A 26,590-nucleotide genomic window follows, 5' to 3' on the forward strand; every position below is an offset into this window, starting at 1 on the left:
ATGATTTTGAGGATTTTCTCCAATATTTTTGTGCGGTTGAAGTAAACTGCAATATTCTAGTAACACGGAAAGGATTTTAAAGAATCTTCAATCCCTGTTTTATCTCCAGATGAATATCTATTTAGTTTGAATAAGAAATAAACTTTGGCATATTGAACAGGGATCAATTCCCACAGGTTAAAACTGTTATTGCGAAAAATTAAAATATGAGTCAGCTGGTTTAACTATACCAATCTTGTTAGAATTAAGGTTGGTTCAATTTAACTAAAATTCAACTTAACTAGAAATAGAAAACCTATTAATGAACAAAATTTAGAAATTAATAATATATAGTAGAGAAAGCATCCTTCTATGTTGATTGCCCAAAACTTGAGACAGATTGAGTATATTGGGCTCTTCATTTCGTCCTAATTCCCTTTACAGTCATTAAAAGAAAATCCAGGCTTTTCTATATTGTAACATTTGAATTTTTAACTTATCTTCACAGTGAAGGGCATATACAATGCCTCTCCTATTTCGGCGAGCTTGGGTGTTAAATCAAGGTATCCCGAAAAGGCGGATAAAAGCTATGTTTCTATCCCAGTTAACTTTTACTGAATTTTAAAAATTTAAACAATATGGAACAAATCTTCAAAAACAAGGTAATTATAATAACCGGAAGCACATTCGGTATTGGAAAAACTACTGCATTAGCTTTTGCCGCACGTGGTGCCAAGGTGGTACTTTCTGATTATTTACCGGACGAAGACACCGAAAAGACCATCAAAGAAAATGGTAATGATGCTATTTTTGTCAAGTGCGACGTGTCCAAAGAAGAAGATGTGAGGAATTTAGTGGCTGCAACTGTTGCCCACTACGGTAGATTGGACTTTTGCTTTAACAATGCGGGTATTGAAGGAACACCAGCACCCGCAACTGATTGTACCAACGAAAATTGGGATAGAACAATCAACATCAATTTAAAGGGTGTTTGGTACTGCATGAAATACCAAATTCCTGAAATGCTTAAAACCGGTGGCGGATCCATTGTAAATAACGCTTCTATTGCCGGATTGGTGGGCTTTGGGAATATGCCCGCATACGTGGCTTCCAAACACGGTGTGGTAGGCCTAACCAAGAATGTTGCTTTAGATTATGCCAAGCAAGGCATCAGGGTTAATGCGGTTTGCCCGGGGGTTATTCATACGCCGATGATCGACAGGTTTACCGGCGGAGATCAAGCAGCGATCGAACAACTTAAGGCTGGTAAACCAATGGGCAGGATCGGACAGCCCGAAGAAATTGCCGAAACCGTAGTTTTCCTATGTTCAGATGGCGCATCATTTATTACTGGACAGGCAATTGCAGTAGATGGAGGTTGGACAGTACAATAGGACGGGGGCTTCAACCCCTGGATTTCAATAAATTGGCAGGTTTTTTCGGCAGCGATGAGGGTTGGGCAAGGCCATACTTTTGCGCAAAAACCCGATACTGTCTGGTCCGGACTTTTTGTTCGGAAATACGCCATCTCTTTGATAGGCGAGTGAATTAATACTCCACCCCAATAGTTAACCCAGGAAAAACATTTAACCATATCATCTTCAATTATTTAACGATGTGTGACTTTAAAGAGATAAAGTGCACCTCCTTTATTTTTATAGTTTCCAAATAATCTTTTATCAAAAACTTGCCTTACTTTCAGCAACCCAAGCCTTAAATTGTTAGTATATAAAAGTATGAAAAGACATATGCTTTTGCTTCCGCTAATGTTGGTCCTAGCTTCTTGTGCCACGATAAATATGAATTCATATATGCTGGGTGAACCCAAACGTTACGGTGAAATTCTAGTTCTGTTCACAAATTCCGAGGATGAATTCTTTGAATGGGATGAAGAGAATTACGAATATACCCTAATGGGTAGGATTAATAACCTGGACCAGGCAAGACTCCGGGAGAGGTTGACAGAAGAAATGCGCAATCAATTAATACGTACCCGTATCCGTTCTGTGGAAGATTATTTTCCCCTCCAAAAACTCATCTCTTTTGACGATTTTATGTCCGGACTAGACAATACTAAAATAGATGCTATCCTAGTCGTTAATACCAGGGGCGTTTGGAATACCGATAGGATCGTTGATGGTAACACACAAAGACAGCCCAATGCGGAATACCATTGCTTTCTAATTGACCGGAATGAATTGGAAAAAATATGGATGGCGAAAGTAGGCACCTATGGGCACTCTTTAAATAACCACAAAGGATTACAGAATCGGTTTGTTCAACATTTGGGAAGAGAGCTAGATTCTAAAAATCTTATTAATTAAATTGAAATATAGGGGATATGTGGGGGATGGATATTTGTGGATATTAGATAGTTGTTGATATTAAAAATTAAGAATTACGAATTACGAGTACCTACACCCAGTCTCAGCGAAAATAGAGGAAACTTCAATCATTCACGGGTTTTGGCGAAATGGAGGTCATTTCTAGAGGTGATTACAAATGGGTAAATTCTGGATTATATATCTACCAAACCTAAAGCATGCTATTTTTTTACTCCGCTTTTCACACTATTTCAGATTCCGTCACATATTATTTTCGACAAAATCATTAATTTGTTCGACATACCAGCCTCCAAATCCTTTAGTATCCAGTTCAGTCTGAAAACCTTGAAGATGTTCTCCAAAATATTGGATCACTGTGCAATTACGGCCAATTTTTTCTTGTAATTCCAACGCATCCTCATGGGTGGTTATAGTATCATTGGAGGCCGTAAAAATTAATAAAGGTATATCTATAGACTGAATGTTCTTTTTATAAGTTGTAGGATCCTCTGGAAGAAAAAGGATTTTATCCATTGCCTTATATCAAATCAAGTTCTTTTAATTTACCGACTACGGCTGTGATAGCATCGGACTTTATCTTTCGGTCGGGTCGTTTTCTGTTATAGGTATCGACCCAATAAGTCACGGTGACTTTGGTAAAGGCTCCCGAAATATCAGTAACATATACCTCGGGTTTTCGTTTGTCCTGCAATACGCCCGGAACTTGTTTGACGGTTTGTAGAATAACTTTCAAAACCATATCCAACTCTTTGTCCACGGGTATTTGTAAATCAAAGCTGTAGGCAAGAAAGCCGTCAATTGTATAGTTGATCAAAGGAGACTTGATGATATTGGCATTTGGCACAAAAAGGTCTTTACCGTCGGCTGTCTTCAGTTGCGTGTCTCTTAAATTAAGCACAAGCACTCTACCCCGAAGGTTGTTTATTTCGACTATGTCCCCTACGCGAAAGGGACGCTTAAATGCCAGCAGAATACCTGCGAGGAAATTTTCTCCAATATCCTTTAGGGCAAAACCGATTATAAATGCAGTAATACCCGCACCGGCCAAAATGCCTCCTACAGCACCCGATAATCCCAGTAACCGGAAGATTACGGTCAATCCAAAAAGCATGACGACAATTCTAATTATAGAACCTATAAAATCGGCTAAAAGTGGATCATCGGTGTTCCGTTTCACCCTGGCATTGGCAAGGTTTTTAATCCACCGGGAAAGAAAGTAAAAAACCAAAAAAATAACGATACCAAAGAAGATAGAAATTGCCAGCTTCTCTACATTTTCTAAATCTCCGAGAATAATATCTCTGATGCGTTCTAAAGTAGATCTAATATCCAAATCGTTTATTTTTTTCTTTATCGATTATCCGTAATCGTGCCAGAAATACGCTAAGCCAACGCGTAATCCAATTATTTTTTGGCATCGACCAACTCGTACAATACAAAACTCAGAAAATCCTCCTCATTGTCATAGTTGTCGGGATGGTTAACTGACATATAGAGTCCTTCTTTGGCGACAAAGACATTTTCCGTCACATAGTTATACCCCTTAAATCTGGTTTCACCCAAAACTTTAAGATCACGGTCCAAGATCATTATCGAAAAATCCTTGGCAAACCCTCGAAGCTGTTCCAGTTCCTCTTCACTTTCGATTTCTATCTTTGGAAAACAAAATCGGTAAAAAACTTCTCTGTAGGGATCGTAAAGTAACGTTCCGTATCTGGGTTCAGTAAAGATATACCGCAATACTTCGTTCCTTTCCGCAGTCCTCGAAAGGGTGGGAAAGGTTTGCGGGAAGAATTGGCTTTTTGCCGGAAAAGCTTCGAGCGGATCCCCCGCTGAGGACGCTGCATAAAGGTTATGGTCCGCAAGAAAAGAATAAACCACCTTTTCCGGCGAAGCTGCCATACTATAATAGGGTAGCCGCAAGCCATCCGATAGATAACCTTGCGGATATTTATGGGATGTTAACTCAGTTTCTCCCGAATTCATATCTAATTCTACACTAAGAAATTGATTGGAAAGGGCTTTTTCTTCAGTGTCTTTTATATTTCCCGGAGCCACTACTTTTGCCAACATTTTGTTCCCACGGATAATTGGGTAGGAGTTAAAAAAGGATGAGCTGATTTGCGGATCAGAATATCCCTCTGGCGATGTAAAGGATATCTTCGAGAGATAAGATTGATCGATATCTGTCAGATAAATAGACCCTGGATGGGTGGTAAAAAGGAAAATGCTGTCGGCAGATTGCACATGAAACCGGAAAACCGTACCCACTCCCTGATTTCCTTCTGCATCGAATTTTAAGGTTTTTGCGAGCTCTTTTCGATCCATATCGTAAACCTGAATTTCATTTCGGGGTGACTGAATATTGAATAGATAGGGGCGCTCTCCATCCAAATACCCCAGTCCATAACTAAAGTTGCCCGTTTGATCATCTAACGGAATCCGAAGCTTATTTTCGGCGTTTTGGAGAGTTTTTGTTGTTGCACTGTCCCTGCTTTTTTCATCACAACTTGTAAAAAATGAAAGAGATATCCCTAATAAACCGACAGTAAGTACCCATGAAATGTTAATAGGGCAATGTTGAATTAGATTCAAATGTGTTCTCATAAAAAACTGAATTTTGCTAAGTGGTTATTGTTTTTCTTAGCAGTCAATTTAATTCAACCCCTAAGGAGATAATTTGATGTTCCCTACCCCGACTTTTGGTAGCTAACCCAGCCTGAAAGTAAAAGAAAAGATATGATTAATCCTAAAAAATTAGTGAGAAATTGTTCCATAATTCATCTATGACGTGGATTTAGTCAAAAATTACTCCAAGTCAATTAAATAAATTCCGAAGAAGGCCATTTCAAATGGCCCTTAAACAAAAGCTTATGGAAAGACATATTTTGATAAAAGGGTGTAATGTATACTAGGCCCATAAACCCAGCATAAGATGAGGCTGTGTAAAAAGACTAATTAAAACAACCTTCAACGAATAATGATTTGTTTCTATAAATTTTCTCAGTTAATATGAAATAAAATATCGATCAATCATTAAAATTATCTGCGTAATTCCGCGAGATCAACGGGAGATTTTGTTTTTACACAGTCTCAGATATCCACTATCAGTAATCCTTACCCGTTAAACTCTCTAATACCGACTGCTGCCATTCCAGCATCTCCGACTCCATTTCCGCCGCCAACTCAGGTTTGTTTTCAATGACGTTAAACTGCTCTTCTGGATCTGCTAAAATGTCAAATAGCTCTCTTTTGGCAGTTTGTCCTTTATCTCCGTGAATCACCAACTTATACTGATTATCCAGCCAAGCCCTGGGTCCGGCGAAATCTTCCTCCTTAATGTCAGGTCGGTGAAAGTTCTTAAAGTTTCTGGTAGCTATTCCTCCCATCAGTTTTACCAAGGGAGTGGTTCCTATTTGAAGTTCTGGATCTATATATGGAGTAAGTGCTTCATTTTCCCCGCTCCTGTCTCTTCCATTCCAAAATCCTATGGGACTTGGTCTATCGATCATAATATTATCAAACATCCCGACCAAACTTACCCCGTCAATTGGACGGTCTGGTAGCGGTTGGCCAACTATTTCACAGAGGGTGGGCAAAACGTCGGTGCTTACGCCGTTTACTGCATTGATAAGCGGATACCTAACCCGATCAGGCCATTCCAGGACACTGGGTACCCGAATTCCCCCTTCATAGACATTCCCTTTTTGCCCCCTGAAAGGCAAGGTGGCAACTCCCTCCTGAGGCGTGCCGTTATCTCCAAAATACCATAGCAGGGTTTGTTTCCTTAATCCTTCGGATTCCATGTAATCCCGCAGCTGACCGATAGATCTGTCCATAGCGGTAATCTCGGCAAACCGTTCGATCAACACTTCCCGCTGATGTCGCTCCACAGTTTCCCCGGTTTCGTTGGAGGTAAGCTTTACCTTTTTATCACCAAAGTCTGCAGGGAGATCTTTGTACAGTGCCAAATCTTCCTCCAAACCACTATAAGGTTCGTGTGGTGATCCGTACCAGATCACCACAAAAAACGGCTGGTTGTTTTCTTTTGCCTTTTGGATAAATTTAATAGCCTCATCTACTACTACCTTCGACCCCTCACCCTTAAAGATAACCGGATCAGCACCATTGACCGACAAAGGGGGATCCATCTCAAAGAAGTTGTCATGGGATACCCATTCGTCAAAGCCCATTTCTCCGGGATTGGTGGGAGATGAGGCCTTGACGGGACCTAGATGCCATTTGCCAAAATGCGCTGTTGCATACCCTGCCTTTTTCATCAACTGAGCCACACTGATCTCCTCCGGTCGGATGGAATGCCCGGGAGTAAAGGTTCCGTAGCGGTTTGGATGACGGCCTGTAATAATGCTCCCACGGGTAGGAGAGCAAACTGGAGATGCTGAATAGAATCTATCCATGCGTAACCCTCTGTTGGACATTTCGTCCAGAACGGGAGTTTTAATATAGGGGTGCCCGTTATAACCGACCTCATCCCAGCCGTGGTCGTCACCCAACAATAACACAATATTTGGCAATTCTGGTGCTGATGCGATTTGATCAGGGGATTGACAGCTCCACATTCCAAAAATGAATGGAACTGATAAAAGAAAGAACAAATTTTTGGTCATTGTAAATGGGGTTGGAATAGCTATGTTATTATAAATGGGGAACTTCTCAAACGAGTGAGAAAGATTTTTCGATTTAGAGAGCATTTTAGGAAAAGATTTCCTCATGCGTTGGATTGCCAAAGACATCCCGATGCGTAAAGCGAATCTCAGGTTTTCCGCCTTTTCTTTCCACTTGGATACTAAGAAAACCACCATTTACCCTCAGAAAACGATGTTCGGGCCGCTTATCATCCGGATCCCAACCCTGGGCGTGGTAGTCGCTGATGGGTCCAGACCCAAACTCCATTAGACCTGTCTCCAAATCCTGGGAGACATACTGCCAGTGCCTGTCTCCATTCACGACATACATGTTTGGTATTCCGGCCAAATACTTCCTTAACCAAGATCCTTCCGTCTCATATACTTTATTGGCGTGGTTGTCCTTTTTATTTTCCCGGTCTGGGCCCACTATTGGTGTGGCGGTAAAGAGAATTTTGAACGTAGCGTCTGAGGCCTCCACTGATTTTTTAAACCATTCGATTTGCTCCTCCCCCCATATCGTTTTGTCCGATCCGTCGGGATCCCCGTTTGGAGATCTGTACTCCCGTCCCTCCACCATCCATATCTGCAGGTCTTTCCCCCTTCTAATGGTTCGGAAGGGTTTGCCTTTAATGGGCACGTTTTCATACCACACTTTAATCCCATCCATATAGGTCAACTCACCGTATGGGTCTGAGGCAGGATGTGCGTCGTCTTTTAATAAATCGTGGTCATCTTTCATCATGTAGATGGGGACTTCCCGGTACATGTCTCTCAATGAAGCCCAAGCATCCATGGCACGCCACTTATGGCGTGCCTGTTCTATATTCTTCGCCAAGGGGCCAGGTTTGTCGTAATAGACGTAGTCACCGGTTTGGATAAAAAAGTCAGGCTTCAAAGCATGCATACTGTCGTAGGTATTAAACCCTCTGTTTTCGTGATCAAAACTCCAAAAATACTGACAGGTAGAAGTAGTCAACAATACCGGAACAGGCTGCGTGGCGTTTGTTGCAGTAGTAAAAGTCCCCACCTCTTCGGTTTTCGGCATGTTGACGGATGCCTTGCCCACGAGTTTCACTTGATAGGTCGTGCCTGGGGAAAGATTTTCAAAGGGGATTTTAGCTGTGAAATCATCTCGTTCAAAAACTGCAATCCAATCGGAAACCTGCGATTCATCACCGGAAGATATCTTTACCCGAACTAATCCTGGTCCTGCCATGACAGCTCCGTCCATAGCCGATATGGGTTGAGTCTCATCAAAGTCAATGGGATGCCTAAATACCTTTTCCTCCCGCTCATGACGGACAGGATTGGGATGTTCCTGAACGCACAACCGTGTCCATATTATGGCTGAATTCTCCGTGACCTCGGATATTTTAAACCCGGTGGTGAAGTACACACGATCAATCTGATTTGGCAAATTCAATTGCTTTTTCGCCCATGAAATTAAAGGTATATGACTGAAGAACGAAAGTGAAAACACACCCCATCCCATTTTCTTAAAAAAACTTCTTCGCGGTTTGGTCATCGGTATTGTGGGATTATTGAATGACTAATATAGGGTATTTTCGGCAAAAGGACAGCTTCCAAAAATCAGTTATCGTACAACCCTGTATTGCCTTTTTCCAAAAGAAGCATCAAAGAAGCAACCACATCCGGCTGCTCAGCAGCAATATTTCTGGTCTCCAGTGGATCAACCTCATGATCATACAGCTCTACCGTCGGCTCCTGATCACGAAAGTATCGGGTAAGCCGATACCGTTCATTTCGCATCGTAATACCTTTGCTGAAATAGCTAAATGCCAGATTTCCGCGGTTGGGGTCATTGCCTTCCTTTAGCAGTGTATTCAGGCTCTGACCGTCCAATGGGAAATCAACAGGAATGTCGCACCACTCCATCAGAGAAGGGTAAACATCCACCGAACTTACGACATGACTACCATCAACATGGCGAGCCGGTGTACCGGGAACTCGGATGATCAGCGGGCTTCTTAGCGCTATCTCAAAATTGGTATGCTTGCCCCAGACCCGATATTCACCCAGGTGCCAGCCATGATCCCCCCAGACAACCACAATTGTATTATCCGCCAAACCCTGCCTTTCCAGTTCATCAAGTACCTTCCCTATTTGGGCGTCCACATAACTTACGGAAGCATAGTAGGCGTGGATCAACTTTCTGGAATATTCATCTGAGAGCGCGGTGTCGAGGCTTGCCCTTTCATTACCTGCTTTATACTGGTTGAATTCGCCCATGTTCTGAAGACTTGCCCGGTTAATATTCTCGGGTATATTCGGAGCTGCTGTCAGGGGAATGTCTTCCCGATTGTATAGGTCCCAATATTTTTTAGGCGCGGTAAAAGGAAGATGAGGCTTAAAAAAGCCAACTCCCAAAAAAAAGGGCTTATCCCCTGCCTGTAGCTCCTTCAGCTTTTCCACCGCCAAGTCGGCGGTAATGCCGTCAGGATAACCTCTGTCTCCCACGTCAGCCATCTCATAAGGAGCAACCTGCCCCTTTTTCCCCTGACGGTTTGAGCCATCGGCATAACCGAAAAATGCGTTCCAGCCCGTTCCCCATTTGTCTGCATCAAATATAAACTCATCCCAGCTATATGGCATCTCAGGGCGGGCTCCTTCGGGTGATTCCTCATAGCCGTATAAAAGTCCGTCCACAGAGTGGCTTATTTTTCCCAAACCTACCGTATGGTAACCATTTCTGCGTAAATGATGGACCATGCTTTCCGGCGTCTCGCCCTCCGGCTCCTCGGACATAAACTTCTCAAAAGCTGAATTCTGCAGGTGACCGGTCGTCTTGGGGAGCAGTCCTGTCAGTATACTGCAACGGGAAGCCCCACAGGTAGGCACCTGCACATAGTGATTTTCAAATACCGTGGCGGTTTTTCCAAGCTTGTCCAGATTTGGTGTCTTTATCAGTGTATTTCCATAGGGGCCAATATCCGGACGCAGGTCGTCCACAGCTATAAACAGAATGTTCATTGGGCCTGAGGGCTCAGGGGAAGTGCAGGAAAAGTGGGCAATAAGCAAACAGATGATATAAAAAAATTGGTGGATTGGCATACGATTCATTTTGGGTGTGGTTTTTTTAACAGGTTGAATATAAGATTAACTTCACTTGGAGCCACCAAAACCTGTCAATTACTTGAAAAGTGGGCGCTTAGACACTCTACTCGGTGTTTTTTATGCCTTTGGCAACGGCTGTGTGTAATTTGGTTTCCCTATGCTTTAGCCTAAATATCCGTTGAATTTATTAAAAATGAAATCCGTTTTCAATTAATTTGATTTCAGGCGTAAAGAAAATGAGGGCAATGTTACATGAAAACATTACCCTCAGTTATCTGGAAATCTCTATTTATTTGTCACTTTTCCCACCACGAATCCAATTTCTCCAATAGGCTTTTAACCACCTTGGGATTGCTTGATGCAATATTGTTTTGTTCCATTGGGTCTTTGATTATATTATATAGCAATATATTCTGGTTTTGATCATTAGCCACATCCGGAACAATCATTTTCCAAGGGGTAGTGATAACCATTCTGCTTTCCAATGTTTTTTCAGGTTGGTCAACGTGAATCATATCATGGGAAAAATCAAGACTATAAATCATTTTACGTTTTTTCACAGCCTTTTGATCCATTACGTTGATACCTTCCATATTGGGCTCGGGTTGCAAACCAACCGCAGCCAAAGTAGTCGTAGCCATATCAATACTACTTGCAAGATTCTCCGTGTCCATTCTTGGTTTAATTTTCCTTGGCCATTTATATATTATGGGAGTTCTAATTCCCATATCCTGCGGATCCTGTTTTGATCCCGGCGCATAAACATTCGGTTTATCCGGATCCTGTATCCACCCGTTGTCAGTTACAAAAACAACTAAGGTATTTTCTGTAAGCCCTTCCGCCTCTACCTTGTCCAATAATTGCCCTACGGTAATATCAAGCCATTCGCACATGGCCCAATAAGCGGCTACCGCCTTTGTTGGGGCTTTTGGAAGGTATTTTTGAAGTAAAGAATCCGGTGGATTGTGGGGAGAATGTGGTAAAAATGGCGCATACCAAACAAAAAACGGCTTCTTTTTTTCAATAGCCTCATCCATAAAGTCAAAGATCGGATCCATTCCTTCTCTACCAATCTTTAAACCCTCATCACCATGCCTACCTCCTCTTGCAGGATCTCCATGGGTCATACCATGTGTGAATCCACCTTCTTTCCAGTTTCCTCCCCACCACTTTCCAGATTGAAAGGATAAATACCCGAGCTTCTTCAACAACATGGGAATGGTCGGATATTTTTGAAATTCATCCAAATAATCCTTATAAAGCCTCGACCTAGCCGCCATCCAGTCCGTCCTATATCGTTGATCACTAGAGGTAAATAACGGATCATTCCCAGTAATTCCATGCTGATGCGGATAAAGGCCAGTTATTATTGATGCAAGGGAGGGGCTACAAAGAGGCGCAGTAACATACCCGCGAGTAAAGGTTAGGCCCTCATCTGCCAATTTATCAATATTTGGCGTTTCTATATGAGGATGGCCGGTAAACCCGTAATCATTCCAAGACTGATCATCCGAAAGTATATAGATAATATTAGGAAGTTCGGACTGGCTATAAGCCACATTTAACATTAGTAAGAACAAGCAAAAAGGGATTAGTTTCGCTATTTTTTTTAGCTTTATTTCCATGATTTAAGTTTTTAAAATAAATAAAGTTAGTAGCCTGGGTTCTGGGTTATTCTATTAATCAATATTTGTTCAGCTGGAATAGGAGCAAGCAACTTGTTTGGAGTCACGTCAAAAGAAGTCGCAAATAAAAATGGTTTCAATGCCTTTTCTCTCACACCGTGTTGGCTCATTGTTTCCACCGCTTTGCCAGTTCGTTTCAAATCATACCAGCGATGGTTTTCGAAACAAAACTCTACCTGCCGTTCTTTGGCAATTAGATTCTCTAATTCACCCCCGCTTAATCCGTCAATTGAGTTAGTCAATCCAGCTCTATCTCTTACCATTTTCACATAGCTAATTGCCTCGCCGGTACGCCCCAATTTGTTTAAAACTTCCGCATACATTAATAGTACATCCGAATATCTAAGAATCGGCAGATTATCACCACATCTGTCATCCGGAGCGGAAACAGGCGGTTTATATTTTCCACAGTACTGGATTTCTCTAATTTCACCATCCCAATCTTCCCCTGTCCAATTTTTTATAGACGTGTTTTTCCGTAAATCTCCCTCCTCAAATGCTTCAATTAGGTCTCTTGTTGGCATATTCCATCCCGCAGCAATCATATTAATATTTGGTCTGTTGGTGATCTGCCCTTCAGAACTCCAAGGCGCAAACATAAATATGTACCGATTAGACAATTCTCTGTTGTTTTCGGAATATTGAATTGAAAATATGGTTTCCTTAAAATCCGGATTGGAAGGATTGAATAAATCCTCATAGTTTGGCAACAATGAGTAAACATTGGCGTCAATTACAGCCTTTAAGTTCACTTCCGCTTCATTATCATTTCCAATGGTCAGGTGAACCTTTCCAAGGAGTGACCTAGCTGCATGTTCATTTGCTCTTCCATTTTCCTTTACCCCTGTTGCATTTGAAAAATGCGATATAGCTTGATTAAGATCACTGATGATATTTTGATAGATTTCCTGTTCGGACGACCTACCTATATTTACCGCCTCCTGAGCCGTAATTGGCGCTACAACAAGCGGGACACCTCCGAATTGGCGAACAAGATTAAAATAGTATAATGCCCTTAAAAAATAGGCTTCACCTGCAGACCTGTCTTTAAATGCCACATTTTGCCAAGTCACACCCGGTCTTTCGATTTCATTCAGAAGCTTATTACATCTTGTGATTCCGTTATACGAAAGATCCCAAAAGTTTGCATAACCTCGATTATCCGAAGTGATTATAAACTGATCTATGACCCCCCGAACTGCTTCACCTGTTCTTATATTATACTGAAAGCTGGTATTATCAGAGATCAACTCCGCAAGTACCCAATGAAGATCTTTTTCGTAGTCCCGCATTGGAACATAACATCCATTGGCTAATAAAATAAACTCTTCCTGGGATTTGTAAAAATTCCCTTCATTCAAGGTTGTTTCTGGATATATTTCAAGAAAATCACCAGAACATGAGAATATCATTGCCGTCAATATAATGATTATATATTTTTTCATGATTTCTAAATTTAGTTTTTGAACCTGATTCACTTAAAAGTTTAAATTGACTCCGAGTGAAGTTGTTCTTGATAGTGGATAAGAAGTCATATCAAATCCCGGCACTAAGGTATTGTTTTGATTTGCTGCTTGCCCTTCAGGATTTGCCCCGGTATAATTAGTGAACATGGCTAAATTCTGCACGGTCATATAAATTCTGGTATTGTTAATCACCTTAAGCCTTTCTACAATTTTTCGGGGAAGCGTATAACCAAAGGTCAGGTTAGCTATCCTCAAATAAGATGCATCCTCTACCCATAAAGTAGAAACTCTATGCCCCCAACTTGGTCTCACCTGAGGTATACCGGATCTTATCCCATCTCCTGGATTTTCCCTACTTCTCCAGCGGTTTTCCCAAGCCCGATCAATGTTAAAAAATCCCTGTAAGTTGTCGGTGGATTGTCTCAAGCCATTCATTACCTGACCTCCATATTGGCCATTTATAATGATGCCTAAATCAAATCCTTTAAACCCAAAATTATTTGTCAGTCCGAAAATAAAATCCGGATGCGGGTTTCCAATAATGGTATAATCCAGCACATCGTTTATTAGTCCGTCTCCATTTACATCTTTATATTTTACGTTACCTTCGTAAACTTGGGGCGTAATGACGATATTGGGATCTTCCAAATCTTCCGGAGTATATACTCCCTCCAATATAAATCCGTAAAACTGTCCAATAGGCTTACCCACTACTGACACGTGAGTGGGATTGCCGTCATTGTTCCCCGCTAGGATACGTACCGTATTATCATTCAAGGAGATTACTTTATTCCTGTTAAAGGCAATATTCGCATTAATATCCCAAGTAAAATTGCCTACCATCGGAGATCCTCCTAGGGCAATCTCAACACCTGCATTTCTCACATTGCCTTGATTGATTGTTTGAGAATTGAATCCCGTTATAGATGGTATCACATCGTTGAGCAACATATTATTGCTCTCTCTTCTATAAAAATCAATAAGTAAGGATAACCTATTTTGCAAAAACTGAAAATCAAGGCCCAAATCAATTTGATTGGATTCTTCCCAAGTCAAAAATGGATTGGAAATTCCAACGTTGGAAGCAGTAACTTGATTGTTTCCAAAAATATAAGACCCTGCATTGATTGATGCTAAATGAGCATAATTTCCTATATTATTATTTCCACTCCTCCCGTAGCTTGCCCTAACTTTAAACTCATCCACCCAAGAGATGTTATCGAAAAAAGCCTCTTCAGATACTCTCCAAGCTGCTGCTAAGGAAGGGAATAGGGCAAATCTGTTTTCACTTCCAAATCTTGAAGAACCATCAGATCTAAAGGTTGCTGTCAACAGGTATTTATCATTTAATGCATAATTGACCCTTCCAAGGTAGGAAATCATACTCCACTCGTTGATTCCCTCCCCCCAAGACTCAATTGCCTGGGCAGCGTTTATAGTACTGATTAAGTCATTTGGAAAAGGGCTTGCGTTAAGATTTATACTATTGGATGTGAATTTTTGAGTAGTATAACCGGCTAAAGCATTGAATCGATGCTTACCTAATGTCAAATCATAATTTACCGTATTCTCTATCAACCAGTCAAAACTATCTGACCTATTGTTAGATGATCTTCCAGTTCCCGGCGTAGGTGGCCTATTAGATCCGCCTATGGTGCTTGGTATAAATTGATAAAATTTGGAAGCCTGTAAGATTGTATTGAGGGAAGATTTAAAAACTAAATTTGGCAGGAGCTCCAGTTCAGCAAAAGCAATTCCCAAATTTTGAAATGTATTTTGCTTTTGCGTGATTTCGTTTAACGAATATAGGGGGTTTGCAAAACTCCATGCTGAATGAAACCTACTTTGGGGAGCTCGGATGTACGGTTTTAAATTACCGTTTTCATCATAAGGGGTTGATATTGGATTGGCCCAAATACTTACACCCAGTATATCCTCTCTATTTAAATTCGTATTAGCTCTATTTTGTTCGATAAAAGTCGGCTGCAAGGTAACACCAACTTTAAATTTATCACTCAGGTTCGATTCAATTCCCAAATTTCCGCTAAAACGTTCTACACCGGTATTTATTAAAACACCTTCCTGCTTGAAGTAACCGAAATTTAAATTAATCCTTGAATCTTTCGTTCCCTTTTGGATATTGACACTATGATCTTGAATTTTGGCCGTTTGAAGGATCAAATCATACCAATCTGTTCCTCGGCCCGTAAGCGCATTAAGATCCCGGTATTCTACAGGATAATCTTCCAAAACGGCTTCCCTATTTTCCGTTTGTCGTACGGCAATATCTATTCTATCCCGCTGAAATTGGGCAAATTCTCTTTGATTCAGCAAATTTGGTCTGCCTACCTGGGGCACCTGCTGAATACCGTACATAGAGGATACACTTATATTTGTTTGTTCAAATTCTCCCTTTTTGGTCGTAATCATAATTACTCCATTTGCGCCCCTAGAACCGTATATTGCAGTTGATGAAGCATCCTTCAATACCGTTATTGACTCAATTATATTGGGATCAATAAACATCAATGGGTTCAATGTTTGATTCATTCCAGCGGAATAAGGCATCCCATCCACCACATACAAGGGCTCATTACCCGCACCTAATGATCCACTACCTCTGATTTTAACCGAAGTCCCTGCCCCCGGTGCTCCTGAAACCTGCTGAATTTGAACTCCAGCAACTTGACCTACCATTTTTTGGTCTAAGGTTGATACAGGTAGGTTTTTAATGGCATCCTGGTTGATTGTTGCCACAGACCCAGTAACATCTTCCCTTTTTTGAGTTCCATATCCCACTACCACAACCTCTTGAAGGGATGACTGATCTTCCTTGAGCACAACATTGACAACAGACTGATTTGAGACAGTCAGCGTCTGGGCCGCATACCCAATAAAAGAAATCCTCAACACAGCCCCCTCGCCAACATTGAGCGCAAACTCGCCGTCAATGTCCGTCACCGTCCCGATATTGGTGCCTTCCACCACCACTGTAGCTCCAGGTATGGGTTCCCCGCGCTCATCGGTTACCTTGCCGCGGATATCTATCTCCCTTCGCTCGAAGGTGACTTCCTCCTCCACTTCTATAACGGGTGGATTCATTTCAGAGATCTCACTCTTTACCACATAGATGTTCTCATTGACCCGCTTAAAATCATAATCCACCTGCTCGGTGATTTTCTTGAGAATGGATTTGAGATCGGTGGATAGGTTGAGGGTAATGCGTGAGCGGTCCCTAGCCACCTCCTGATTATAGGCAAATACAAAATCTGTCTGCTTCTCCAATTCAGCCAACACCTGAACCAGACGCTGGTTGGTCGCACGGAGACTAACCTTATAATCCTCCATGCTCTGCGAGGAGGAAGGTTCCGCCAACACTACCTGCATCACAAGCAACTGCAGCAGAAAATATTTCAGGGTTTGTTTTGAATAAAGCACAATTAGCCTTAGTAAATTAATTTTCATAATTTTGAGTGTTTATTGTTAAACTAGATGGGTGTAAGCCCGTTGAAAATCCATCCGGGACTGTTGCAGCAGTTCCGGATTTGTTTGTTCTGAGAATTATTGTTTCATAGGCAGTTTTTTCTTATTGACTGATTTTCTTAACCTGTTTTTCAATGTCTTTTATATTTGGTATTTCAATTCCTGCACCCCCGATAACGGATAAGCATATTTCCATCGGCTGTTTTCTCGTAGTCAAAATCCACCAAGTTTTTTAGGCCAAACAAAACCGAGTAAAGACTGCGGTTGGAATAAGTTGCTTTTATCAGGCATTCCTGACCGGTAATTCCTTCAACCCGTATATCCAAGTTGTAGACCTTGCTTAAACGGGTCATTACCTCTGTAAAAGGTGCCAAATCGAAGGCTATATTTTCCGAACGCCAAGTCAAATAATCCTCCATATCCACTGCCTGTACAGACATCTCCCGATTGGAGGGATCTACCGTCGCAAGCTGACTTGGGCTGAGAACGAGCTGTTGCTCCTCGTTTACCACCCCCTGGAAAACAGCTACTTTTCCAGTCTTTACCATTACCTCCACTTCATTTCCCGTCGTGGATTTAACATTGAAGGAGGTTCCAAGCACACGGGTTTTTACGCCCTGACTCTCCACGATAAAGGGTCTAGTTTTATCCGGAACCACTTCAAAAAACGCCTCTCCTTCCAGTTTAATATTTCGGGTATCTGTCCCGAATTCTTCCGGAAACAGAATTGACGAATTTACATTCAAATGGACAACTGATCCATCCTGTAGTGTTATGACTGCTTTTTGACGGTCACCGGTGATGCGTTCTACTAGCTGGGGGGCAACCTCTTTATCAGACTGATTGAATATCAGGTAACCCAATCCCAGAAGAAAAATTATTGAAGCAACCATGCGCCAATAAGGAAAGGGATGAAATTCCACTTGCCTTTTTTCCTCCAATCGGACATCAATCCTGCGCTTTATACGTGATTTGATGGCTTGCTCTTCCCGTTCGTTCATTTCCCAGGAAAGTGAACGCCTCTGCATCCTGTCAAAAATGTCAGAAATCTTTCGGTTTTCCTCTTGATTAGTCAACCCTTTCGCCTGCTTGTCCAGAAGTTCAAAAAAACGCTCCTTTTCCATGTCTTATTCTAACTATTAGACAGAGAGTACCATGAATGAAAGACACTACTTACCCAGAAAGCAAAAAAAAGTGGGCTCATCTCAAAAATCGTAACGAATATTTGAGCTATCAGACAGTGGTAGTACAATAAAAAATTACTTTATTATAAATTTTTAGATTATTATTCTAAAAACAAACCAAAACTAGCCATTATCCAAAAATTTATTTCTCCAAGGTTTCTTTTTAAAATTTTCAATGCTTTGTATAAATGAGCTTCCACAGTCCTCACTGAGATATTTAATTTGCTGGCGATTTCTTTGTTGGACAGGTCCTTTTCCCTACTCAATAAAAATACTTCTTGGCATTTTTCAGGGAGTGCCAGAACACTATTGGTTATTATTTGGGAGGTTTCTATTTCTTCGTACATTAGATCCGCCGATAAGTCCACGAAAAGATGGGGCAATATATCCTCATAGGGAGTGGTCCGCTTCAAATTCCGTATTGCTTTCAACACCTGATATTTCGTCGCTCTAAATAAATAGCTTTCCAACTCTTCTATCCTCAGTTCTCCCGATCTTTCCCACAAGCGGACAAAGACCTCCTGCACGATGTCTTCGCAAATAAGCTGATCTTCAAAAATCTTATAGGCATAGACAAACAACCGTTTCCAATACCGCTCATAGAGGATATCAAAAGCCTTTTTATCTCCGTTATGGAGCAATATACAAAGCTGCTTGTCGGTCATTTGGGTCGAAATAAGTACAATTGTATTTCAAGTTAGCTCTTTTTTTGGCTTAAAAACAAACCTATTTTGGAATTACCGGTGGAATTCCCAATTTTTCGCCCACGGATATTGCCGTAACGATATCATTGACCAGTGGAAAGTCAATTCCCACCTTCCAGAGTTCCTGAATTTGCTCCGCATCATCTGTCCCGAAGTAATTTATTTTGACCCCTGCCGCATGAAGTTTACTGGCATAGGCGGGAAATTCGGGAGAAACCGATCCCCTCAGTTGAATAAAATCAGCCTGCATTGATACCGTTGCCTCCACGTAATCCCACTTTCCCGACTGCCGCTCCATATTGCAAATCAGAATATCCGGATAAACTTCCTGTGCTCCCAAACGAGCCTCTTCTTCCACAGCCAACACCGCCTGATGTCCCCGGTCAGTAGCCATAACTAGTTTCGCCACCTCTCTACCCACTTCCCTTCCACCTTTGATGTGGATATTCAGCCAAATATTCCGTGGCATGATATCCATCACTTCCTGAAGTACAGGTACACCTGTCCCGGCAAAGGCCTCTTCTTTCCAACTGCCCGCATCCAATGCCTTGATTTCTGATAAGGTCATTTCAGCAACTTTTCCTGTTCCATCTGTTGTACGGTCAACGGTACCGTCATGCATTATGACCAAGGCACTGTCCTTACTAAACTGCACGTCAAACTCAATCATCTGCGCACCAACCCGAATTGCCTCAAGAAAGGCCGGTACGGTATTTTCCGGGTGTGTAGTCATGGCTCCCCGATGTGCACAAAGACCTCTATCGGGTAAGGAATTCTGTTGCGAAAATGCCTGAAAACAAATCCCCAATAAAAGAGACACATTTACAAACAGTGTTTTTTTCATTCGGGAATGATAATACTTCATAATTTGGGGGACCATAGGCTTTAAGATTGAATTAAGCATTAACTATGAATTACAATAAAAGTATTCATCGAATGTGCTATTTCGCTTTGATGTGAATATCGAATGCATTTTTACCAACAGGATTTTTTTCAACTAAAGATATCCTTTAAAACCCGCTGTGCCGCATGGTAGCCACACATGCCATGTACGCCCCCTCCCGGAGGTGTGGAAGAGGAACATATGTAGTATCCCTTGGCTGAAGTTTGGTAGGGTGACCAACGAAGTGCTGGGCGGGTAAAAAGCTGTGTAATATCCTGCACGCCACCATTGATATCCCCTTCTATATAATTTGGGTTATAGGCCTGAACTTCCTTTGTGTTCATGGTATATCTTGCCAAAATCAAGTCCTTAAAACCGGGTGCACTTTTTTCGATTTGGTTTTCGATTATGCCTGACATATCCTTGGTGGATCCGGCAGGAACATGACAGTAAGCCCATACTGTATGTTTTCCTTCCGGTGCCCGAGTGGTATCCACCAGACTTTGTTGGGCAACAAGTACATACGGGTTATCGGTATATTTGCCTTTCCAGATGATGGCTTCCGCATGGCTGATTTCCTCAATGGCGCCTCCCAGGTGAACCGTACCAGCCTCCCGGGCTTCAGCGGATTTCCATGGAATGGGACCATCAAGTGCAAAGTCCATCTTGAACACGCCCATCCCATATCTGTAATTGGATAATTGGCGGCGGTATAAAGGAGTGAAGTCTCTACCCATTATTTCCAGAAGTTGCTTGGGGCCCAAGTTAAACAGTGTGGCTTTGGCATCAGGGATATCCTTTTTGCTTCGAACCATGGTTGCTGTCCAAATCTCCCCGCCGAGGGATTCAAAATAGCCCGCAAGAGCGGTCGCCAAGCTCTGTGAACCACCCTTTGCCACGGGCCAACCTCCATAATGTCCCGCAGCCATCAGGACCAAGCCAATGGCTGATGTAGCCAAATTGCTAAAAGGCTGTATGCCGTGCGCCACCATTCCCGCCCACAATGCCTTTGTCTTTTCCTCCTTAAATTTATTGGAAAACCACGATGCTGGTTGTAATGCTTTTAGACCAAAAGCGGCAAGTTTTAGTGGGTTTTGGGGAAAAGAAAGCGGCCCCAGAAAATCCCGGCTAAGTCCATCCCAATGCTTTACGATGGGAGACATGATGCGCCTGTACTGATCTGCATCTTTGCCTAAGCCAACAGCCGTATCTTCCAGTGATCTATAAAGCACTCCCGCAGGCCCATCTTCCAACGGATGTGCGGCCAATACCCGGGGATGTAGGTATTCCAGTCCAAATTTGTCCAAGGGTAAACTTTTGAAATAGGGTGCTGCTACGGCCAGCGGATGAATGGCGGAGCAAATATCATGATGGAAACCGGGAAGAGTAACCTCCTTGGTTCGCATTCCCCCACCTATGCTATCTTTTCCTTCCATCACCAAAACCCGCAGGCCTTTTTCCTGAAGGAAAATCGCTGCCGCTAGGCCATTGGGCCCGGATCCCACTACTACTGCATCATACTTTCCCTTTTGCATGGTCGAAAATAACCATTCCTATCCCTTAATAGAAGTATTGCCAAAAAAAATTATGTCACACTAAATTTTATTTTACCTAAAAAGGCAATTCAATCGGGGACCGAGAGACGAAGGGACGGAGAGACGAAGGGACTGAGGGACTGAGGGACGAAATCCATCAACTTATCAACCTATCGACTTATCAACCTAACTGGAGACGGAAGACCGGAGACCGGAGATGGAAGAGATGCGGGACGGAGGGAGTGAGAGACAAAGAGACGGAGGGACTTAGAGACGAAATCCATCAACTTATCAACCTATCGACTTATCAACCTAACTGGAGACTAAGGGACCGAGAGACTTAGAGACGGCGTCTATTAACCAATCAACCTATCAACCTATAAACTTACTTAGAGACGGAAGACCGGAGACCGGAGATGGAAGAGATGCGGGACGGAGGGAGTGAGAGACAAAGAGACGGAGGGACTTAGAGACGAAATCCATCAACTTATCAACCTATCGACTTATCAACCTAACTGGAGACTGAGGGACCGAGAGACTTAGAGACGGCGTCTATTAACCTATCAACTTATCGACCTATCAACCTATAAACTTACTTAGAGACGGGAGACGGGAGACGGAAGACCGGAGATGGAAGAGGTGCGGGACGGAGGGACTTGAGGAGGGGAGACAAACCTATCAACGCTTCACTTTTAACTTTTAACTTTCACCAAGAAACCTACCTAAAATCGCTGAGACCTAGTAAACATAGAATCGATAAAACTACTCAAATTGAAAGGGCAATTCTATGCGGATTTTATCCCAGCTCAAGGCAATGATTCCAGATCTGTTGCCCGTTTCCATTACTTCATAGTTAAGCCGTTGAACAGTATTTTCTAGGGCTATAGGCTTAACATTTAAACGTACCAAATCTTCGGATTCGGTATATTCCTCAGCAAGATGCTGATCATAATTTGTGTTAATGATCCATGTCCATTCCTCCCTGCCAGGAATGGTAAACAACGCATATATACCAGCCGGGATATCTACACCATTTACAGTAACATCATGAGAAAAGGTAACGGCGGTGGCCCAGTGGGATCCACTAACCCAAACCTGATCGTAGGATACCAATCCGTTCCATATCACCCTGCCACGAACACCCGGAGACCCGTGATTGATCGTAACTAAAGTATTTCCAACTTGACCTTCCACTTCAAGCCTTGCGCTACCTGTGACCGTATCTACCAATAATCCCCTATTGACACTGTCTGCGTAGGACACCATTTCCAGACGGTGCTCCTTGTCTAAAGTGGACATTTCTGCTGTCTGTACGTCAGTTGATTGAGTTTCGTTTTCGGAATTTGACGTGTTGCCACCGCAAGACCAAATTCCCAATGAAATAATTGATGCAATTAATATCCGTTTTACGATTTTTACGTTTTTTTTCTAGTTTGTATTTTAAATCCCAAAGGTAATTAAAAAGCAAAGGTCATAGGGGCTCAATTTTTTCGTTTTAGGAGGTAACAAGATTATTTGAGAAAATCCTTTTCCCGAAAAGCGGGTTTGGGGTAGGTGTAAAATCCTTCTCCGGTTTTTTCACCCAATTTCCCCTGGTCAATATACGTCTTCAGCAATGCCGCAAACGCCTGTGAATGCTTGTCAGGCATCTGTTTGGTCACCTGCCAAGCTGTATCAAGGCCGATAGCATCCAAAAGGCCAAAAGGCCCCGTAGGCACATGAAAATTCACCATCCATGATTTGTCAATGGCTTCAATTGTCGCAATTTCTTTGGTCAACAATTTGCCCGCCGTCCCAAGAAACGCCATAAGCATGGTATTGAACAGATATCCTGGATTTTCTTTTTGGACGACGACCGGCACTTGCAGTAGGGATCTTCCGAAGTCCTCAAGCACAGGTATCCATTTGGGGTCGGTACCGGGATGGGGCATGATGTCCACCACTTTGGAGTAAAACACATCATGAAAATGTAGGGCACAAAAATTTGCCGGCCTCCCGGAAATCTCAGCGAATTGCGAGGGCAACAAAAAAGAAGAATTGGTAGTGAAAATTGTCTTCTGAGGAGCAAGTTTACCCATTAATGTCCAAATTCCTTCCTTGACTGCGACATCTTCCGTAACGCTTTCATTAATAAGGTCTACATCATCAACTGCCTTTTTTGGATCATCTGTATAGAGCAAGCGGCGAATTTTATCTTCTCCTTCCCCAGAAGCAATTTGGTCGGTTTTTTCCAAATGCCGAACTATTTTAGCCATAAGCTTCGGCGATTTTTCGAGTGCAGCCGGATTGGAATCATAGACGGATACGGAATACCCTGACAGCGCCGCTTGAAGGCCCACCCTGCTACCCAGATTACCCGCTCCCAAAATGCAAACTTTTTTTATTACCATGGTTAAATCTGTTGGGTTTGAATACTCTTCCAGGCCATTTCACCGCAGGCTTTTACGGCGTGAATCAATCTTCCAAACCGGAGGTCGTCCGCAAACCCCTGTCTATGCCTCTGATAAATCTGCTGGGCGATCACCCCCACCTTGAATAAGCCAAACGCATAATAAAACACCATATGGTCCATTGCTATGGGGCTTTTTGATGCGTAATGGGAGATCACTTCCTGTCTTGTAAAATTACCTGGAAGATAGGTTAGTCCAAACATTTTCAGGATGTCGGGATCGTCTTCTTCTGCCCAATATGCCAATGAAGTACCCAGATCCATCAACGGATCTCCCAATGTAGCCATCTCCCAATCCAAGATGGCGCGAATTTCCAAAGGAGATGACTCAGACAAAACCATATTGTCATACTTGAAATCATTGTGGATAAAGGCCGTATTGTGGTGATGGGGCTGGTTTTCAAACAGCCACTTTGCTACAGATTCCATTTCAGGCAAGTCATCTGTTTTGGCATTTAGGTACCGATTTGCCCATCCGGTCACCTGCCGGCGAACATACCCCTCCGGTTTACCCAGTTCTACCAGCCCAGATTCTTCCAATTCCAATTGATGCAGTTCCAGCATATGGTCCACTGCCTGTCGGGACAGCTCTCTAAAATAGGTTGCGTCGAAAGCCCAGTCTATTGGCAATTTGTCTCTCAATATCAGTCCATCCACTTTTTCCATCAGGAAAAAAGCGGTGCCGATTATTGATTCATCGGTACAGCAATGTACCGGGTTGGGTATTTTATGGTAGCCTGCTTTTTCTAAGGCGGTTAGAATCCGAAACTCCCTCCCCATATCATGGGCCTTGCTAATTTTCATTCCAAAAGGCGGTCTCCTCAGTACAAATTCCTTATCCCCTGCCTGAACAAGATACGTAAGGTTGGAATATCCTCCTTTAAATTGGGTCATTCGAATCAACTCGTTCTCTATCCCGAAAAAATCAGCCAAATAGGCAATCACCGGGTCATTTTCACTGTTCATAATTTTTTAAAATTTTCCTTGCTAAGACCGATTTATGCACTTCGTCTGGACCGTCGTATATTCTGGCTCCCCGCTCGTGACGGTACCAAAATGACAACAGGGTATCATCGGTAATACCCAAAGCACCATGAACTTGAATGGCCCTGTCAATGACCTTCATCAACACATCGGACACAAAAAATTTAATCATTGATATTTCTTCTTTTGCCGCTTTGTTACCAACCGCCTGTATCTTTTTTGCAGTATCAAGGACCATTAGCCTAGAAGCTTTAATGTCAGCCGCACTTTCGGCAATCCAATTTTGAATCGTCTGTTGTTGGGATAAAGGCTTTCCAGGGTTAAGTTCCCGGGACATTGCCCTGCGGCACATCATTTCCATTACACGCTCACAAATACCTACCCATCTCATGCAATGGTGAATCCTTCCCGGACCCAGCCTTTCCTGGGCCAAAGCAAACCCCTGCCCTGCTTCCCCAATTAAATTCCTTTTGGGGACTTTGCAGGCCGAAAAAGTGAGCTCACCGTGGGATAGATAATCCTCCCCCACATCTCCCATGACGGGAATATTCCTAACCAACTTACAACCGGGTGTATCAAGCGGTACCAATATCATGCTTGCCCGCTGGTAGGGGTTCATATTGTCCGGATCGGTCACAACCATAACGATAGAGAAAGCCGCTCCATCAGCCCCTGTGGTAAACCACTTATGGCCATTAATTACATAGCTATCCCCTTCGATTGTGGCCTGAGTGGACAAGTTCACTGGATTACTGCCTGCATGGGATGGTTCCGTCATCGCAAAGCAACTGCGAATCTCTCCTTTTTGTAGTGGAATCAGGAATTCCTGCTTTAAATGATCTGCCGCAAAATGATTCATCAGCTCCATGTTGCCAATATCAGGTGCCTGACAATTGAATACGTAATGTCCTAGCGGGCTACGCCCCAACACCTCGGATACGGTAGCAAATTCCACCAGTGAAAGGCCCAACCCACCCGCCGACGTCGGCAAATGGGGGGCAAATAGACCAATTTGCCTTGCTTTTGCCCGCAAAATATCCAATGATGGCAGTGCTTCCTTGAAGGAACCATATATGGTGTTCAACTCGATGGGATAAATATCATTTTCCAAAAAGTTCCTATACTTGGAAATCAACAATTTGTTTTTTTTGGATAATTCCATCAACTTGAATTTGGCTTTTTAAACTGTAAATCCTCCATCAGCTGTCAGGACGGCACCCGTAGTGTAGCTTGACGCATCCGAGGCCAGATACAGGCCGGCCGCGCCAATTTCCTCCGGAGTACCTATCCGCTTAATTACCAGCGTTTTCATCATTTTTTCAAGTATTTGATCATTATCCCAAATAGCTTTAGAAAACTTAGTTTTAATCAATCCGGGACAAATGGCATTCACACGTATTGTATGGGGTCCCCATTCCTTGGCAAAAGCTTTTGTTAGGGAAATTAAGGCTGCTTTACTGACACTATATATGCCCAAGCCTTCTTCCGGGGATACACCACCGATGGAACTGATGTTGATTACAGACGCATTGGAGGATTCCCTAAGATAAGGAAAACATAATTTCATCAGTTGAAAAGCTGCTCTGACATTTACATTCATGATTTTATCATAGGCTTCCAGGGTAGTGTCGTGTATGGGGCCAAAAACAGGATTTGTTGCCGCATTATTTACCAAGATATCAAGCTGCCCGTATTTGGAAATGGTCTGGTCAACCAAGGATGCCAGTTCCTCCATATTGCCTACATTGCAAGCAACGGCAAACACTTCATACCCTTTTTGGCGCAAGTTTCCCGCCACCTCGTCTAAGGCTTCTTGGTTTCTACTGCTGACCACCACCTTTGCACCTGCAGCCGCAAAAATCCCTGCCATCGCTAGACCAATGCCTTTACTTGCTCCGGTGATTAGAGCTACCTTATTGGATAAAGAAAATAAATTGGATAAATTCATATAGGAAAATTCAGTAATTTTTAAGAGATCTTCCAAATTAGGAAATAAGTACTGAATTGGCTAAAGTAATAGGTGAAAATTGGAGCTTAATGTCTGAAATATATGGCAATTATCCAAAAATAAAGCTTTCTCTTTAAGGAACTCACAAACCATGGTGATCTATCGATAAGCTCCAACAATCAGAGGCCTGCCAAAGCATTTTTAAATGCCGGAAATCGGCT

20 protein-coding genes are annotated in these 26,590 nt (G+C 42.6%); 2 read left to right on the plus strand and 18 right to left on the minus strand.

Translation table 11 applies throughout. The annotated features are described in order from the left end of the window. Nucleotides 1–617: 617 nt before the first annotated feature. Together FQ608_RS04665 and FQ608_RS04670 are read left to right on the plus strand one after the other, a co-directional pair. Nucleotides 618–1,373 (plus strand): SDR family oxidoreductase, encoded by a 756-nt coding sequence (locus FQ608_RS04665; RefSeq protein WP_158856625.1) that lies wholly within the window; start codon nucleotides 618–620, stop codon nucleotides 1,371–1,373. 342 nt (nucleotides 1,374–1,715) lie between these two features. Next, nucleotides 1,716–2,303: a hypothetical protein gene (locus tag FQ608_RS04670; protein ID WP_158856626.1), complete on the plus strand. Its 588-nt coding sequence runs from the start codon at nucleotides 1,716–1,718 to the stop codon at nucleotides 2,301–2,303. Between the two features lie 261 nt (nucleotides 2,304–2,564). Here FQ608_RS04670 and FQ608_RS04675 read toward each other — a convergent pair whose 3' ends face one another. The 18 genes from FQ608_RS04675 to FQ608_RS04760 form a co-directional block, all read right to left on the minus strand. Further along, nucleotides 2,565–2,837: a hypothetical protein gene (locus FQ608_RS04675; RefSeq protein WP_158856627.1), complete on the minus strand. Its 273-nt coding sequence runs from the start codon at nucleotides 2,835–2,837 to the stop codon at nucleotides 2,565–2,567. Nucleotides 2,838–2,841: 4 nt separating this feature from the next. After that, on the minus strand, nucleotides 2,842–3,657 hold the full coding sequence (locus FQ608_RS04680; RefSeq protein ID WP_234364069.1) for a mechanosensitive ion channel family protein: 816 nt from the start codon (nucleotides 3,655–3,657) through the stop codon (nucleotides 2,842–2,844). A gap of 71 nt (nucleotides 3,658–3,728) precedes the next feature. Next, nucleotides 3,729–4,931 (minus strand): DUF4221 family protein, encoded by a 1,203-nt coding sequence (locus FQ608_RS04685; protein WP_158856628.1) that lies wholly within the window; start codon nucleotides 4,929–4,931, stop codon nucleotides 3,729–3,731. Between the two features lie 500 nt (nucleotides 4,932–5,431). Continuing rightward, entirely contained in the window at nucleotides 5,432–6,952 is a 1,521-nt protein-coding gene (locus FQ608_RS04690; RefSeq protein ID WP_199856305.1) for a sulfatase family protein, read from the minus strand. Between the two features lie 85 nt (nucleotides 6,953–7,037). Continuing rightward, a complete protein-coding gene (locus tag FQ608_RS04695) occupies nucleotides 7,038–8,498 on the minus strand; it encodes an alkaline phosphatase D family protein (RefSeq protein ID WP_158856629.1) in 1,461 nt (486 codons plus the stop codon). 65 nt (nucleotides 8,499–8,563) lie between these two features. Further along, nucleotides 8,564–10,054: a sulfatase gene (locus tag FQ608_RS04700; protein WP_158856630.1), complete on the minus strand. Its 1,491-nt coding sequence runs from the start codon at nucleotides 10,052–10,054 to the stop codon at nucleotides 8,564–8,566. Between the two features lie 290 nt (nucleotides 10,055–10,344). Continuing rightward, nucleotides 10,345–11,673, minus strand: a complete 1,329-nt coding sequence (locus FQ608_RS04705; protein ID WP_158856631.1) for a sulfatase family protein — start codon at nucleotides 11,671–11,673, stop codon at nucleotides 10,345–10,347. Between the two features lie 26 nt (nucleotides 11,674–11,699). Beyond that, nucleotides 11,700–13,178 carry a RagB/SusD family nutrient uptake outer membrane protein gene (locus tag FQ608_RS04710; RefSeq protein WP_158856632.1) on the minus strand — a complete coding sequence of 493 codons (1,479 nt, stop codon included), beginning with the start codon at nucleotides 13,176–13,178 and terminating at the stop codon, nucleotides 11,700–11,702. Between the two features lie 33 nt (nucleotides 13,179–13,211). Next, on the minus strand, nucleotides 13,212–16,664 hold the full coding sequence (locus tag FQ608_RS04715) for a SusC/RagA family TonB-linked outer membrane protein (RefSeq protein ID WP_158856633.1): 3,453 nt from the start codon (nucleotides 16,662–16,664) through the stop codon (nucleotides 13,212–13,214). Nucleotides 16,665–16,837: 173 nt separating this feature from the next. Next, entirely contained in the window at nucleotides 16,838–17,806 is a 969-nt protein-coding gene (locus FQ608_RS04720; protein ID WP_158856634.1) for a FecR family protein, read from the minus strand. Between the two features lie 161 nt (nucleotides 17,807–17,967). Continuing rightward, nucleotides 17,968–18,531 (minus strand): RNA polymerase sigma factor, encoded by a 564-nt coding sequence (locus FQ608_RS04725; RefSeq protein WP_158856635.1) that lies wholly within the window; start codon nucleotides 18,529–18,531, stop codon nucleotides 17,968–17,970. Between the two features lie 61 nt (nucleotides 18,532–18,592). Then, complete coding sequence (locus FQ608_RS04730) at nucleotides 18,593–19,414, minus strand: glycerophosphodiester phosphodiesterase (protein ID WP_234364070.1); 822 nt, start codon at nucleotides 19,412–19,414, stop codon at nucleotides 18,593–18,595. A gap of 149 nt (nucleotides 19,415–19,563) precedes the next feature. Continuing rightward, nucleotides 19,564–20,988, minus strand: a complete 1,425-nt coding sequence (locus FQ608_RS04735; protein ID WP_158856637.1) for a phytoene desaturase family protein — start codon at nucleotides 20,986–20,988, stop codon at nucleotides 19,564–19,566. Nucleotides 20,989–21,750: 762 nt separating this feature from the next. After that, entirely contained in the window at nucleotides 21,751–22,365 is a 615-nt protein-coding gene (locus FQ608_RS04740) for a DUF2911 domain-containing protein (protein WP_234364071.1), read from the minus strand. Between the two features lie 134 nt (nucleotides 22,366–22,499). Then, on the minus strand, nucleotides 22,500–23,378 hold the full coding sequence (locus FQ608_RS04745; RefSeq protein ID WP_158856639.1) for a 3-hydroxyacyl-CoA dehydrogenase: 879 nt from the start codon (nucleotides 23,376–23,378) through the stop codon (nucleotides 22,500–22,502). A 2-nt stretch (nucleotides 23,379–23,380) separates the two neighbouring features. After that, nucleotides 23,381–24,403, minus strand: coding sequence for a phosphotransferase family protein (locus FQ608_RS04750; RefSeq protein ID WP_158856640.1), 1,023 nt, complete (start codon nucleotides 24,401–24,403; stop codon nucleotides 23,381–23,383). After that, nucleotides 24,393–25,583: an acyl-CoA dehydrogenase family protein gene (locus FQ608_RS04755; protein WP_158856641.1), complete on the minus strand. Its 1,191-nt coding sequence runs from the start codon at nucleotides 25,581–25,583 to the stop codon at nucleotides 24,393–24,395. The genes FQ608_RS04750 and FQ608_RS04755 overlap by 11 nt, the downstream gene beginning before the upstream one ends. An 18-nt stretch (nucleotides 25,584–25,601) precedes the next feature. Beyond that, nucleotides 25,602–26,369 (minus strand): glucose 1-dehydrogenase, encoded by a 768-nt coding sequence (locus FQ608_RS04760; protein ID WP_158856642.1) that lies wholly within the window; start codon nucleotides 26,367–26,369, stop codon nucleotides 25,602–25,604. Nucleotides 26,370–26,590 lie beyond the last annotated feature (221 nt).

The sequence above is a fragment of the Lunatibacter salilacus genome (assembly GCF_009797935.1).
GTDB classification, from domain to species: Bacteria; Bacteroidota; Bacteroidia; order Cytophagales; family Cyclobacteriaceae; genus Lunatibacter; species Lunatibacter salilacus.